The sequence below is a fragment of the Streptococcus mitis genome (assembly GCF_003942795.1).
Lineage (GTDB): Bacteria > Bacillota > Bacilli > Lactobacillales > Streptococcaceae > Streptococcus > Streptococcus mitis_BJ.
Genome location: NZ_RJNY01000015.1, coordinates 33,084 through 47,856, shown reverse-complemented (window position 1 = coordinate 47,856; position 14,773 = coordinate 33,084). Strand labels below are relative to the sequence as shown.

The 14,773-nt window shown below is 42.2% G+C and carries 14 protein-coding genes and 1 other annotated feature; of the genes, 2 read left to right on the top strand and 12 right to left on the bottom strand.

From position 1 onward, the window contains the following. Positions 1-275: 275 nt before the first annotated feature. On the top strand, positions 276-1,421 hold the full coding sequence (locus D8847_RS07475; protein ID WP_125841159.1) for a low temperature requirement protein A: 1,146 nt from the start codon (positions 276-278) through the stop codon (positions 1,419-1,421). Positions 1,422-1,938: 517 nt separating this feature from the next. On the opposite strand, the gene D8847_RS07470 is transcribed toward D8847_RS07475, so the two are convergent. Further along, positions 1,939-3,198, bottom strand: coding sequence for a S41 family peptidase (locus D8847_RS07470; RefSeq protein WP_125841161.1), 1,260 nt, complete (start codon positions 3,196-3,198; stop codon positions 1,939-1,941). Between the two features lie 79 nt (positions 3,199-3,277). Beyond that, entirely contained in the window at positions 3,278-3,733 is a 456-nt protein-coding gene (locus tag D8847_RS07465) for a GNAT family N-acetyltransferase (RefSeq protein WP_025171842.1), read from the bottom strand. A gap of 69 nt (positions 3,734-3,802) precedes the next feature. On the opposite strand from D8847_RS07465, the gene D8847_RS07460 reads away from it, so the two are divergent. Further along, complete coding sequence (locus tag D8847_RS07460) at positions 3,803-4,462, top strand: prepilin peptidase (RefSeq protein ID WP_125841158.1); 660 nt, start codon at positions 3,803-3,805, stop codon at positions 4,460-4,462. Here D8847_RS07460 and trpA read toward each other — a convergent pair. The 10 genes from trpA to D8847_RS07410 all read right to left on the bottom strand — a co-directional run bounded on the left by trpA (position 4,434) and on the right by D8847_RS07410 (position 14,766). Continuing rightward, positions 4,434-5,210, bottom strand: coding sequence for a tryptophan synthase subunit alpha (gene trpA / locus D8847_RS07455; protein ID WP_125841157.1), 777 nt, complete (start codon positions 5,208-5,210; stop codon positions 4,434-4,436). The genes D8847_RS07460 and trpA overlap by 29 nt on opposite strands. Beyond that, complete coding sequence (gene trpB, locus D8847_RS07450) at positions 5,203-6,426, bottom strand: tryptophan synthase subunit beta (RefSeq protein ID WP_125841156.1); 1,224 nt, start codon at positions 6,424-6,426, stop codon at positions 5,203-5,205. Before trpB (D8847_RS07450) ends, trpA begins: the two co-directional genes overlap by 8 nt. Next, positions 6,404-7,003: a phosphoribosylanthranilate isomerase gene (locus D8847_RS07445; RefSeq protein ID WP_185757938.1), complete on the bottom strand. Its 600-nt coding sequence runs from the start codon at positions 7,001-7,003 to the stop codon at positions 6,404-6,406. The genes trpB (D8847_RS07450) and D8847_RS07445 overlap by 23 nt, the downstream gene beginning before the upstream one ends. Then, the gene (trpC, locus tag D8847_RS07440) at positions 6,990-7,757 is read right to left on the bottom strand and encodes an indole-3-glycerol phosphate synthase TrpC (protein WP_125841154.1); all 768 of its coding nucleotides are present in this window, start codon (positions 7,755-7,757) and stop codon (positions 6,990-6,992) included. Before trpC ends, D8847_RS07445 begins: the two co-directional genes overlap by 14 nt. After that, positions 7,754-8,758 (bottom strand): anthranilate phosphoribosyltransferase, encoded by a 1,005-nt coding sequence (gene trpD, locus D8847_RS07435; protein WP_125841153.1) that lies wholly within the window; start codon positions 8,756-8,758, stop codon positions 7,754-7,756. Before trpD ends, trpC begins: the two co-directional genes overlap by 4 nt. A 10-nt stretch (positions 8,759-8,768) precedes the next feature. Beyond that, complete coding sequence (locus D8847_RS07430; protein WP_125841152.1) at positions 8,769-9,335, bottom strand: aminodeoxychorismate/anthranilate synthase component II; 567 nt, start codon at positions 9,333-9,335, stop codon at positions 8,769-8,771. Further along, positions 9,332-10,693, bottom strand: a complete 1,362-nt coding sequence (gene trpE, locus D8847_RS07425) for an anthranilate synthase component I (RefSeq protein ID WP_125841151.1) — start codon at positions 10,691-10,693, stop codon at positions 9,332-9,334. Before trpE ends, D8847_RS07430 begins: the two co-directional genes overlap by 4 nt. 376 nt (positions 10,694-11,069) lie before the next feature. Beyond that, positions 11,070-11,301, bottom strand: a binding site (T-box leader). Then, positions 11,292-12,470, bottom strand: a complete 1,179-nt coding sequence (gene trpB / locus D8847_RS07420; RefSeq protein WP_000208440.1) for a tryptophan synthase subunit beta — start codon at positions 12,468-12,470, stop codon at positions 11,292-11,294. It overlaps the preceding feature by 10 nt. 334 nt (positions 12,471-12,804) lie before the next feature. After that, the gene (locus tag D8847_RS07415; protein WP_185757937.1) at positions 12,805-14,031 is read right to left on the bottom strand and encodes a DegT/DnrJ/EryC1/StrS family aminotransferase; all 1,227 of its coding nucleotides are present in this window, start codon (positions 14,029-14,031) and stop codon (positions 12,805-12,807) included. 42 nt (positions 14,032-14,073) lie between these two features. After that, on the bottom strand, positions 14,074-14,766 hold the full coding sequence (locus tag D8847_RS07410) for a sugar transferase (RefSeq protein WP_125841149.1): 693 nt from the start codon (positions 14,764-14,766) through the stop codon (positions 14,074-14,076). Positions 14,767-14,773 lie beyond the last annotated feature (7 nt).

The window sequence follows — 14,773 nt, the reverse complement described above, 5'->3', positions numbered from 1 at the left end:
CTCTCAATATGAAAGTCCTTTCCAAATCCCTGTAGGGGGCATCTAAATACAACAGGAAAAAGCCTTGGAATCAAGGCTTTTTTGTGTAGTCTTAGCACTAAAAAACGATAGAAAAAACACCCCTTCTGAACTGCACCCCAAAAGTTAGACAGAAAAAACCTAACTTTTGTGGCGCAGTTCATTCGCGTCACATGAAGTTATTTAAGCATATCCTTTTCTCTCATTACCATTTTCTGTTATAATAAATTGTACTTCTAAAATAGAAAGGACTTAAGATGACAACTCTTATTAAACATAAACGTGTAGAATTTTCAGAACTTTTTTATGACTTAGTTTTTGTTTTTGCAATTTCAAAAGTAACTACTTTAATTGACCATCTTCATAACGGTATTTTGACTTGGAATTCTTTCCTTGATTTTCTCATTGCTACTTTGTTTCTCATCGATTCCTGGATGATTCAAACCGATTATACCAATCGCTATGGAAAGAACTCTTTATTTAACATAGTAATCATGTTTATCAAAATGGGAATTTTACTCTTTATAGCCAATATGATTGGACCTGATTGGCAACAATATTTTCATTATCTCTGTTGGGCTATTGGTACATTAACCCTTACCTTATTTTTTCAATATTTGGTTGAATTTTTTAGAAAATCAACCGATGATGCTAATCGGGAAAGTATCAAAGGTTTTCTATGGATAACAGGTCTAGGAAGTTTAGGATTCTATCTAGCAGCTCTTCTTCCTATTTACCTTAGAGTCTATATCTTATTTGCTAGTATTCTGCTAACATTTATTATGCCAAGTATCTTGCTTAATAAAGATAAGCATTACCAGGTAAATCTCCCCCATTTAATCGAGCGCATCTCCCTTCTTGTCATTATTATGTTTGGAGAGATGATTACGGAGCTAGCTAACTTCTTTACAATCGAGAATTTCTCGATTTATTCGGTTCTTTATTTCATTATTATGATTTCTCTGTTCTTGTTTTATTTTGGTCAATTCGACCATGCTATTGATGAAAAATCTAATCAAAAGGGACTATTTCTAATTTACAGTCACTATCCTATTTTCATTGGACTTATTATGATAACCGTTTCGATGAGTTTTCTTCTGAATCCTGAAGCTAATCGTCTCTTTGCAACCAGCTTCTCTTATATCGGATTTGGCCTCTTTCAAGCTGCTGTCCTAGTAAATGGGCCCCATAACAAACACTATCTTCGCTATTCGAAAAATTACTACTGTGTCCAAGCGACACTCTATCTGGCTGCCTTGATTCTCTCTTTAATCTTTGCTTCTAATCCTATAATAGTAGTGAGTATAACAACCATTTTAGCTCTAGCTATAGCCATTCATTTTATTTATTTTTATGTGACACAGAATAAAAAATATTCCAAATCTAACTGGGGGTTCTTTTAATGAGTTTATAACATAAAAAAGCTTTGGGAACCAAGGCTTTTTTTCATTAATTTGTTTTTCCATTTTATCCTCCGATTTGAACTCGCACTGACATTTATTTATAACAAAACTATATATCTAGAATAGCATAATCATTAGGTATTATAGGTTTTCAAACAAAATACGAGTCATTCGTTTTTGCCCCACTTTTGCCCCATTTTTAAATCCTGACATTGAAAACACCTAAAAGTATTTCCCTAAAATCAGCTATATTTCAACATTTTTGTTTATTTTCAATATGAAAAGTTCTTACAAATCCATGCAGGGGGCATCTAAATACAACAGGAAAAGCCTTGAATTCAAGGCTTTTTTGTATCCTCCCTACTTCTATTCCATCAATAGATACTCAAGATATATTTGGTGTGTAAAAAATTCTTTTGCCCCTCAGTGATACAATCATTTTACTCAATTACAAGCAGATTGAAAGCAAAAGACTTAGCTCTATTTCATACAGAACTAAGTCTTTTATTTAAACAATCTAATGCTTCCTCTTCATCTCAATCAACTCCAGACATTTATCTAGATCTACATCTCGTTCAAAATGTGCAGGAGTCCAAGGGACTTCTATATCAGGAAGAACACCTTTGTCCGTCATCCCTTTGCCTTTATCTATAGCCAACCAGCGAGAAGTTGGGAACATCAAAGAGTAATCATCATAATCCACCTTGCAACAATTTGAGTAGTCTAAAATACCAAGCGTTGGACGGCCGATAACTGTTACTTTCTTAAAATTCTTCATCATCTTGACAAAATTATCTCCTGATGATGCACAATAAATATCTGACAAAACAAAAATCTGCTCTGGATAGTGACCACCCTTAACACCTGGAAAAAGCGCGTCCTGATCATCCTGATACCGAACATAGCCTTTCCCTCGATTTTGGAGTAAATTATTACGAAAATCTTCAAGCAGTTTCACCGTATCAGGACTGATATTTTCTTGTTGCAGCCATGTTTCAAAGTCTTTTAAGCGTCGATCGACATTTCCTTCTGTATAGAGAATTTCCATTCCATTATCCTGTAAATCAAGAGTGTCATAGCCTTTCCCTTCCTCCAAGCCAAGATGTAAGAGCGGAAAATACAAAGAATCCGTGCCCCCATTGTTGTAACGGACATCTATAATAAGAGTTTCTGTCTCAGAAATCTTCTGCAAACACTCTTGGTATAAACGGTTAATCGCTTCTTCATCCATAAAATTATCTAAACGTAGATAGAGGATATCTGACTCCAACTCTTTCCAAAAGATCTGAGCTTTTTGAGCTTGCTGGCTAGCACGAACTGCAATAGACATCTCCTGCCCATCTCGCAAGACGGTCACTTGCTCTGCCATCAGTAGCAAATCTGCCCATTCTCGGTATCGTCTTTCTGGAGTCAGACTAATAAAGTAATTTTGGTGTTGCAAAGCTACTTGCTCCAAACTCATCCCGTCCAGACCGAGGATTCGATCCCCCACTCGGAGGCCTGTATCTTGGTTTGCTTCCTCGACAAACATTTCCTGCTCACTTATCCTCAAAAGAAAACCTTTCGGACCTGATTTTTTATCATGAAAAGAAACATGCCCAATAATCCCAAAACTAGCAAGATAAGTCCTGACTTGATAGAGAAATTCTTGCTCAGTCATATCATCTGTAATCTTTTCTAGAAAAGGCTGAGAGTTGCACCCTTTGCGATCTTTTACTGTAGATGAATCATGTGTCATAATCCAAACAATGTCTTTAAAAATATCTGTTTTTTTCATACGAGCCATCCCTTCTACCGTTAAAATAGTATAGCCTTCTTCACAGCGAAAAAGGAGTTTTTACTACAAAGTCAATCTGCTATCCGCCCTTTTTCATGATGTATTTTCGTATAGGTGTTTCAACCATTTGAACGATTTCAAATCCTTCTTTTTGATACAGATGCTTTGCTGCTTGATTTGACTCAAAGACTGTTAGAGAAATACTGGCAATTTCTTCATTTTCAAACATTAATTGAATAAAGTCCTTAAAAGCCTGGCTACCTAAGCCTTGCCCCTGTTTCTGAGGGTTGATAAAAAATCTCCCGATATGAAGATTCCTGTCTTCTAGCCTGATTTTCTGGATAAGCCCCACAAATTCTTGTTCATCAAATATTGAAAAGATTCCTTCCAAATCTTGCAAGACTTGAATTGTTAAGGGAAAAGGAATCATTGATCCCATCCATTGTTCTTGAAAGGATTTGCCAAGGGAATTAGACCATTGGCATACGAGCTGGGCATTTTCTGTGCTCACATTTTCTTCAAAACGAATTGTCATCTTGACCTCACTATCTTGTTTATGTTTCTCCATTATACTACTTCTCCTATTTTTTACGAATAAATAAGTATGATTGATATTTATTTTTTTCTTGTCGGGAGCATTCTCGCTTCTTTCTTGGGTTTGGTCATTGACCGTTTCCCTGAGCAATCCATTATTCGACCGGCTAGCTACTGCAATTCCTGTCAGACTCGCTTGCGACCCTTAGATTTGATTCCGATTATCTCTCAAGTAATTGGTCGCTTTCGCTGTCGCTACTGCAAGATTCGCTATCCTATTTGGTATGCCCTCTTTGAACTAGGCTTAGGACTCCTCTTTCTAGCTTGGTCTTGGGGCTGGCTTTCCTTAGGTAAAGTCATCCTCATCACTGCTGGTTTGACCTTGGGCATCTACGACTTTCGTCATCAGGAATATCCCTTGCTGGTCTGGCTGATTTTCCACCTAATCCTCATGGCTTTCTGCGGTTGGAATCTGGTTATGTTCTTCTTTCTTGCCCTTGGAATCATGGCTCATTTCGTAGATATCCGCATGGGGGCAGGGGATTTTCTCTTTCTTGCTTCTTGCGCTCTCGTCTTTAGCGCGACCGAATTACTGATCTTGATTCAGTTCGCTTCTGCGACGGGGATTCTAGCCTTTCTCCTACAAAAGAAAAAGGAAAGACTTCCTTTCGTGCCTTTCCTCTTACTTGCTGCTTGTTTGATTATTTTTGGTAAGCTACTGCTTGTTTGATAAAGTCCTCAATTGGCTCTCCTTGGTGGAGAGCTTTTACGATTTTCGAACCGACGATCACTCCATCTGACACCGCATTAAAGCGTTCTACATCGGCCTGACTAGACACACCAAATCCTGTCAAGACTGGGATGTCGGCTACTTGATGCAATTGCGCCAAGTGCTTGTCCAAGTCTGCACGGTAATTACCTGACTTCCCTGTCACCCCATTGATAGCAACTGCATAGACGAAGCCTTCTGCTCCCTTGATCAACTCTTTTTGGCGCTCAATTCCTGTCGTCAAACTAACTAGGGGAATCAAGGCGATATCTGTGTCTACCAAAAAGGGCTCTACAAAGTTGGCATGCTCATGAGGCAGGTCTGGGATAATCAAGCCCTTAACAGCTGTATCTGCCAAATCTTTGACAAATTTCTCCACACCGTACTGAAAGAGGGGGTTGAAGTAGGTCATGATGACCAGTGGCACCTCAGTCTGAATGGTTTTCAAGGTTTCAACCAAAGCTTGGGTAGAAGTTCCGTGAGCTAGACTGCGCAAGCCTGCTTCTTCGATCACAGGTCCATCTGCAACAGGGTCTGAAAAGGGAATACCCACTTCAATAGCTGAGACACCCAAATCTTCTAAAAAGTGGATTGTTTCACCGAGACCATCCAAACCTTTCTCATGGTCCCCAGCCATGATATAAGGAACGAAAATTCCTTTTCCTGCTGCTTTGATAGCCTTCAATTTTTCTGTTAGTGTCTTAGGCATGGGCTTCTCCCTTCTTTGCTGCATCTGCTTCTAAGCGGTCTTTGACTTGAATTACATCCTTGTCCCCACGACCGGATAGGCAGACAATCATCGACTTGTCTGGACCGAGTTCTTTGGCCAATTTCACTGCAAAGGCAATGGCGTGGCTTGATTCCAAGGCTGGTATAATTCCTTCCACACGAGACAAGAGTTGGAAACCTTCCAAAGCTTCCTCGTCAGTCACAGGAACATAGCTGGCACGTTTGATATCATGGTAGTGAGAATGTTCCGGACCGATACCAGGATAGTCCAAACCTGCTGAGATAGAGAAGGCTTCTAAGATTTGTCCATGGGCATCTTGGAGAACATCCATGAGAGAACCGTGAAGTACACCAGGACGACCCTTGGTCAAGGTAGCTGCGTGATGCTCTGTATCTACACCAAGTCCAGCTGCTTCAGCCCCATACATGGCTACTGACTCATCTTCCACAAATGGATGGAAGAGACCGATAGCATTAGAACCACCACCAACACAGGCTACTAAGGCATCTGGCAAATCTTGCCCTGTCAAGTCACGGTACTGTTGCTTAGCTTCTCGACCGATGACACTTTGGAAGTCACGAACAATTTCTGGGAAGGGATGAGGCCCCAAGGCAGAACCAAGGATATAGTGGGTATCATCGATATTAGCCACCCATGAACGAAGGGCTGCATTAACTGCATCCTTGAGAACGCGCGAACCATCTGTCACGGCCTCAACCTTTGCTCCCAAAAGCTCCATACGGAAGACATTAAGGGCTTGGCGTTTAACATCTTCCTCACCCATATAGATGGTACATTCCATGTTAAAGAGGGCTGCAGCAGTTGCAGTTGCCACACCGTGCTGACCAGCACCAGTTTCAGCGATGATTTTCTTTTTGCCCATGCGTTTAGCCAGAAGAACTTGTCCCAAGGCATTGTTAATCTTGTGGGCTCCTGTATGGTTGAGGTCTTCCCGTTTGAGGTAAATCTTGGCTCCACCGATATGCTGGGTCAAGTTTTTTGCGTAGTAAAGGGGTGTTTCACGTCCTACATACTGGCGTAAGAGCTGGTTTAATTCCTCTTGGAAACTTGGGTCCGCCTGACTTTCACGATAAGCTTTTTCCAACTCCAAAACTGCTGTCATCAATGTTTCTGGGACAAAACGTCCGCCAAATTTTCCGTAAAATCCATCTTTATTTGGTTCTTGATATGCCATGCTTTACCCTCTCTATAAATCTTCTAATCTTTTCCTGATCTTTCTGTCCATCTGTCTCCACTCCACTCGATACATCTACTGCATAGGGAGTAAAGTGTTGAATTGCTTTTGCTACATTGTCTTCCTTAAGCCCACCTGCGATAAAGAAAGGCTGAGCTAGTCCAGACGTATCCAATCGTCCCCAGTCAAAGGTCTGTCCACTCCCTGCCACAGGGGCATCAAAGAGGAGATAATCCGCCTGAGAATTGGGGACATGACCATCTCCATCCACCTGCACAGCCTGAATGCTGGCACAAGGCAAATCCTCAAACAACTCATCTGCTACCTGACCATGAACTTGAACCAAGTCCAAGCCAACCTTTTCAATTGCTTCTAGCAATTCTTCTCGACTTGGTGAAACAAATACGCCAACTTTTTTTACATCGGAAGGAATGAGCTTTGCCAGCTCAGCAGCCTCTTCCAAGGTCACCTGTCTTTTACTAGGAGCAAAGACAAAACCAATGTAGTCTGATCCAGCCGACACAGCTGTCTCTACCGCTCCTTTGGTCGATAGTCCACAAATTTTAACCTTTGTCAATCTGTAACTCCTTGATTCTTTGAGCCACATCCTCTGCCTGCATCAGAGCTGTACCTACCAAAATTCCGTTAAAGTACGGTGCTACTTGTTCCGCATCCTGCCCTGTGAAAATAGCAGATTCAGAAATGTAGATGCAATCATCCTTAAAATATTTTGCCAGGTCTACACTGGTCTGCAAATCGATTTCAAAGGTGGTCAAGTTGCGGTTATTGACCCCAATAATCTCAGCACCAAGTCTGTGGGCCACTTCTAGTTCAGCTAGATTATGAGTCTCTACCAAGACTTCCAGATCAAGCTCTGTCGCGTAGTCATACAGTTCCTTGAGGCGTTCTTCTGACAAGGCAGCCACGATGAGCAAGATAACTGTCGCACCTGCATTGCGAGCGCGGATGATTTGCTTTTCATCGATGATAAAGTCCTTGTTGAGCGTCGGAATCTCTACCTGACTGGAAATCTCCTGCAAATAATCCAAATGCCCTTTAAAGAAAACCTCATCTGTCAAAACCGAAATCATCACTGCACCATTTGCTTCATAAGTCTGGGCCTGTTGCGCAATATCCACATCGAGATTAATATCTCCCAGACTAGGGCTAGCCTTCTTGACCTCAGCGATTACCTGCAAACGGTCACGGTGATTCTTCAAAAATTCTGCCAAGCGATAGGTTTGGCACAGGGGCTGAATTTCCTCCAGCTCCATCTGCTCAACCTCACGCGCCTTCTGCTCCAAGATTTGTGCTAAAAATTCCTGACTCATTTTTGGTACTCCTGTAACAGTCTAAGTTTTTCAAGGGCCCTGCCACTAGCAATCACTTGACGGGCCAGGGCAACTCCTTCCTTAATGCTAGCTACCTTACCATTAGCATAGAAACCAAGACCAGCATTTAAAACTGTCGTTTCCAAGAATGGACTTGGTTCGTTTTGAAGAACGCTGAGCAAAATTTCTGCATTTTCCTGAGCATTCCCTCCACGAATATCTTCGATAGCATAGCGTCCCATCCCCAAATCCTCTGGATCAAAGCTTGACAAGGTGATTTCGCCATTTTCAAGAAGAGCAATCTTGGTTGTTCCGTTCAAGCCAGCTTCATCAAGCCCTTCTGGTCCAGCAACTACGATGGCACGTTTGCGACCCATATTTTTCAATACCTGAGCTGTACTTTCTAGCAGCTCTGGACGACTAATGCCAAGCAACTGTGTTTCCAAGGCCATTGGGTGAATCAGTGGACCAGTCAAGTTCATGATTGTTGGAATTCCCAATTCCAAACGAGCTGGCATGATGTATTTCATAGCTGGGTGCATATTTTTAGCGAAGAGAAAGACGATTCCAGTTTTATCGAAAACCTTACCTAGTTCAGCTGGTTTGAGGTCTAGATTGATACCCAAGGCTTGAAGGACATCTGCCGAACCAGATTTAGAAGAAATCGAGCGGTTACCATGTTTAGCCATATGAATGCCGCCACCAGCCAAGACAAAGGCCGCAGTTGTCGAAATGTTAAAGCTGAAGGACTTGTCTCCACCAGTACCGCAGTTGTCCATAGCATCATGTATCTCAGTTGGAATGTGTTGAGCATGCCCTCGCATGACTTGGGCAATGGCTGTGCGCTCTTCTGGTGTTTCCCCCTTCATCTTAAGAGCCAAGAGGAGAGAAGCAATCTGTGCTTCGGTCACACGTCCAGTTACGATACGCTCAATGACATCCGTCATTTCCACACCTGATAAATTTTCAAATTTTGCTAGTTTTTCAATGATCTCTTTCATCCTAGTTTCCTCACTTTACAACCTTCTCGATAAAATTCCGAATAGAAGACAAGCCATCTGGCGTTCCGATACTCTCTGGATGGTACTGGAAGCCATAAATCGGTAGATTCTTGTGCTGAATTCCCATAATGGCTTGATCATCAGTAGAACGAGCTGTCACTTCAAAGTCTTCTGGCATTTCTTCAATCAAAATACTGTGATAACGCATGACTGGACGACCATCCTCAATATCTTGGTAGAGAACAGAAGGCACTTCAAAGCTGATATAGCTCTGTTTCCCATGCATGACTTTGGGAGCCAAACCTAGCTTCCCACCAAAGACCTCTGCGATGGCTTGGTGCCCCAAACAAATCCCTAAAATTGGCATCTTACCTGCAAAGTCACGAATCATGTCTTCCATCTTTCCAGCATCAACTGGCCAACCAGGACCAGGAGAAAAAAACAGACCATCTGCTTTTTCAGCTTCTTCATACAGCTTGGGATCATCATTTCTCAAGACCTGCACTTCTGCAAAATTCCCGATGTATTGGGCCAAGTTATAGGTAAAAGAATCATAGTTGTCAATCAATAAAATCATGGTCTTAGTTCTCCAATTCTAGTCATAGATTTAGCCTTGTTAATGGTTTCTTGGTATTCGTTTTGGGCGATGGAATCGTAGACAATCCCTGCTCCAGCCTGCACGTAGGCTGTTTGATTTTTAAGAATCATAGTTCTAATGGCAATGGCAAAGTCCATATCACCTGTAGCAGACAAGTAGCCGATTGCTCCTGCGTATACGCCACGTTTTTCTGTTTCCAATTCATAGATGCGTCTCATGGCCCGAATCTTTGGTGCTCCTGAAACAGTCCCAGCTGGAAGTGTCGCTTTCAAGGCATCCATGGCAGTGAGTTCGGGAAGCAAACGCCCTTTCACAACACTGGTCAAATGCATGACATAACGGAAAAGCTCCACTTCCATATACTTAGTGACTTGGACACTTGCCGTTTCAGAGATGCGGCCAATATCGTTACGACCCAAGTCTACCAACATCTGATGTTCTGCTGTTTCCTTCTCATCAGAAAGCAGGTCTGTCGTCAAGGCCTTGTCCTCTTCATCCGTAGCCCCTCTTGGTCGTGTACCCGCAATTGGATTGGTTGTCACGATGCCATTCTTGACGGAAACCAAGCTCTCAGGACTTGCACCGATGATTTGATAATCTCCAAAATCATAAAAGTAGAGGTAATTTGATGGGTTTGTCACTCGGAGATTTCTGTAGAAGTCAAAAGGATTTCCACTTACCTCTGCGGAGAAACGCTGACTGAGCACGCATTGGAACATATCTCCATTGCGAATCAAGTCGCGAGCTGTTTCTACCATTTCTTCAAATTTCTGAGGTGCAATATGTGGTCTAAACTGAAGTGGAGAAACGTCCAAGTCTTCAAATTCATTTGGAGCAGGGATTTTCAACTCCTCTAAAACCTGATCCAAAGCCGCTTCTAGCTCATCATTGCTTCGATCACTGTAAAGAGCATCCTCGATGATATGAATTTTTTCTTTCTTGTGGTCAAATACAATATAACTCTCGTAAACAAAGAAATGCATATCTGGTGTCCCAATCGTATCCTCAGGAAGCTGGCCAATTTCTTCATAGAGAGAAATCATATCATAGCCAACAAATCCGATAGCTCCACCACCAAAAGGTAGGTCTGAATGGTGCTGACTTTTATGAGTCACTTCATAAAGGAAATCCAAGGGGTCACGATCAATGACTTGCCCATTTTGATAAAGAACTCCATTTTCAAACTTAATCTCAAAAACTGGATTATAGGCTAGGATAGAAAAACGAGCGGTTTCCTTGTCTCTCGGAATACTTTCTAGGATCACCTTGTGTTTCCCCTTTAGGCGCATATAAGCCAAGATTGGTGATAAGACATCTCCATGAATGATTCCTTCCATTGTAATTTCCCTTTCAATTTCTTATTTTTAATTTTTTGTCTTTTTTCTATTTCCCTTAAATAGTGCGGACGGGAGGTAAAATTATCCAGTGGATGATTTTAGAAAACCATGAAATGAAAGACCTAATTTTTGAGCTCCTCGCTCATTCATTTCTAGGCTCAGGCTAAAATAGTTCCCAAACTATTTTACTCTCAAAAATTCCGTCCTAGAGAAGCATCTTTGCTTCTCTAGGATACCACTATGGCGGGAAGCATCTTTTAGAAACTCACTTCGTTCGTAAATATTTTATAGAAATCTATCTATTGATGAAGTATAATTTAAAACTGATGACCATATCTACGATAAATATATAAAAATCCCCACGCAAAATAACTTGCGTGAGGACGAAATTCGCGGTGCCACCTCAATTATAGGATTTCTCCTATCTCTCATTCCTGTCTCAGAACCTTCCTGTAACAGGCTGTGCGATAAAGGGCACTCCCTTGAGAATTATGTTTTCTTCTCTTGTTTCAAATGGACCCAACCTTACAGCTTTCTCTGCTTGTTTCCAGCAACCACAAGCTCTCTGTGAGAGAAAAGACTGTAATTTTTCCATCTCTTATTTTTTAGCTTCCAGGTAGTCTGCAATCGCAGCTACGTCCTTGTCTCCACGACCAGAGACATTGATGATGATAATCTCATCTTTACTTAGTTTCGGTGCACGTTTAACTGCTTCTGCGATGGCATGCGAACTTTCAATCGCTGGGATAATCCCTTCAGTCTTGCTTAATAAAAGCAAGGCTTGAACAGCTTCTTCGTCTGTCGCTGCCACATATTCCACGCGACCTGAATCTTTAAAGTAGGCGTGTTCTGGACCAACGCCTGGATAGTCCAAACCAGCTGAAATAGAGTAAACTGGCGCCAGCTCTCCATCTTCCTTAAAGACTGCATAGGTCTTCATGCCATCGACAATTCCGATACTACCTTTTGTCATAGTAGCTGCGTGCTTGTCTGTGTCAAGTCCATGACCGGCAGCTTCGACCCCAACCAATTTGACTTCTTCATCAGCCACATACTGCGAAAAAGCACCGATGGCATTCGAACCACCACCTACACAGGCAATAACGTAGTCTGGTAAACGGCCTTCTTTTTCTAAAATTTGACGGCGAGATTCTTCACTGATGACCTTTTGGAATTCATGAACAATGGTAGGATAAGGATGAGGGCCTACAGCAGATCCCAAAACGTAGAAGGCTTCAAGGTCATTCATCCATGCTCCAAATGCTGCATCAACCGCATCCTTAAGAGTTCGTGTCCCAGTTTCAACCGCGTGAACGGTCGCTCCCATCATCTCCATGCGAAAGACATTGAGACGTTGACGTTCCACATCTTCTGCCCCCATGTAGACATCACAGGCCATACCGAACTTGGCTGCAGCAGCTGCAGTCGCAACACCGTGCTGACCAGCTCCTGTTTCTGCGATCACTCGTTTTTTGCCCATACGTTTGGCAAGAAGAATTTGTCCTAAAACGTTATTGAGTTTGTGAGAACCAAGGTGGTTAAGATCTTCACGTTTAAGATAAATCTTAGCCCCACCCAGGTGATCTGTCAAACTTTCCGCAAAATAAAGTGGTGTTTCGCGACCTGAATAATCCTTCAAGTAATGGCGAAATTCTGCCAAAAATTCTGGATCATCCTTGTACTTGTCAAATGTCACTTCCAACTCATCCAACAAAGCCTGAATCGGCTCCGGTACAAAACTACCACCAAATTGTCCAAAATAACCTTTAGTTGTCATAAAAGTTTTCCTCTTTCAGTATTAATTTAAAGATATGAAAAAAGCCCACACACAGAAATCAACCCATGTGAGGGCGTTGGTAACGCGGTGCCACCTCAATTATAAAGGGACTATTCCCCTTTACATCTCTGCCTTGTCTAACAACAAGTTGCACTGTAAGGTGTGCGCACCGAATTTTCATTGTTTCAAATTCATTTTTAAAATCAGCCCACTTTCACTACTTCCAACCACCTGTTCACAATCACCACAGGCTCCCTGAAGATCAAAAATAGTTACTTTTCTGATTTGTTGAGAATATTATATGCTATTGTCCGCTTTTTGTCAAGATTTTTTATTATTTTTTTCCAGAACCGAGGATTTCTTCAGAAATTCTCACCAAAGTCTGAACGATGTAATCAACTTCTTCATCGCTTAATTTTGTATGAAGAGGAAGCGTAATTTCATTTTCAAAGAAGGCATAGGCTCTTGGATAATCTGCCATATCAAAACCAAGATTCTTATAGGCTGTCAGGAGAGGAAGCGGTTTATAGTGTACATTACTTGCAATTCCTGCTTTGGCCAATTCTTGGATGATGAGGTTGCGTTCTTCTAAACTTGCTCCTTCTACATGGGTGATGTAGAGGTGGCGTGAAGATTCAACAGTATCAGTCTTGTGTGCCAGTGGGTGAATACGAGTACCCGCAAAACCACGATCATAGCGGTCCACGATGTCCTTACGACGTTGTAGCAAAGCTGGGTAACGATCCAATTGTACCAAACCAATCGAAGCCATGATATCGGTCATATTGCACTTGTAGGCTGGTGTAACGATATCGTATTCCCATGAACCCAATTGCATCTTGGCAAGAGCATCCTTTGTTTGACCATGAAGGGAAAGGATCTGGAATTCCTTGTACATCTCTTCGTCGTCAATAGCTGGATTGGCTTTCCAAGTCGCACTTCCTCCCTCAGCAGTTGTAAAGTTCTTAACGGCATGGAATGAGAAGGAAGTAAAGTCAGCGATAGAACCAGCTGGTTGCCCTTTGTATGTAGATCCTAAAGCATGGGCACTATCTGAGACAATTACGATACGGTTAAAGGCCTTTTGCCACTTGCTAGCAGCTGTAAAGAGATCCCGTTTCTTCTCCACGACTTGGAACAAACGGTCATAGTTGCAAACAATCCCTGCAAGGTCTACTGGGATGATAACCTTAGTTTTCTCAGTAATAGCTTGCTCAAGCAAGTCATAGTCCATCTCAAAAGTATCTGCTTGGATATCCACCATGACAGGAGTTGCTCCTACGTGAGTGATGACACTGCATGAAGCTGTATAAGTCATAGTTGGAACGATGACTTCATCCCCAGGTCCCACTTCTAAAACACGCAAAATCAACTCAAGGGCGGCTGTCGCAGAGTTGAGGCAGACAGTCTTAGATGTCTGTGTGTATTGGGACAAGCGACGCTCCAGTTCTTTTGTCTTCGGACCTGTTGTGATCCAACCAGAACGAAGGGTATCCGCTACTTCAGCAATTTCAGCTTCGGTAATATCGGGTGGTGAAAATGGAATATTGTAATTTGGCATTGATTTGCTCCTTTTATCTGTACTCATTTTCTCATGACTACTTTATTTTAGTACCTCAAACACGGTTTGAAACATGATTTTGATGTCTCCAAGGAAACTAAACTCTCGGAGATAGGCGAGGTTATAGCGCATCTTTTCAGGAAGGACGTGTTCGACATAGGCCTGTTCAACTGACAGACCTTTCTCCGTCATTTGACTGATGATCGTATCCTCATCCTTGTAGTTGATGCTGGCTGGAGAGGTGATTCCTGCTGGCAAGAGCAAGGTCGCCATCATTTCAGGACTATACTGCTCCGTGTAGCGTGGCACCTCAGGTCGTGTCCCAACAAAGGACATCTCGCCTTTAAGGACATTGACTAGCTGAGGTAGTTCGTCCAAACGCACACGGCGAATGAAATTTCCCACTTTGGTAATACGGCTATCGTTAGCAGAAGTCACTAGGCTTCCTTTTTTATCCGCATCCGTCACCATAGTACGGAACTTCCAAATCTTGAACGGACGGTTGTACTGGGTCACGCGCTCTTGCTTGTAAATGACAGGTCCCTTGCTATCCAACTTGATCCAAATACTCAAGATGAGAAAGATTGGGGAAGTCAAAATCAGTAAAACCAAGGCCAGAACCCAATCCAGGCAACGCTTGAAAATCAGCGAACCCTTCCTTTTAGAGACAAGCTGGTAGTAAGACTCAACCTCGCTTGATTGCATTTCCACGGGCAAGTCTTCCCATTTCAGCATGCTGTTT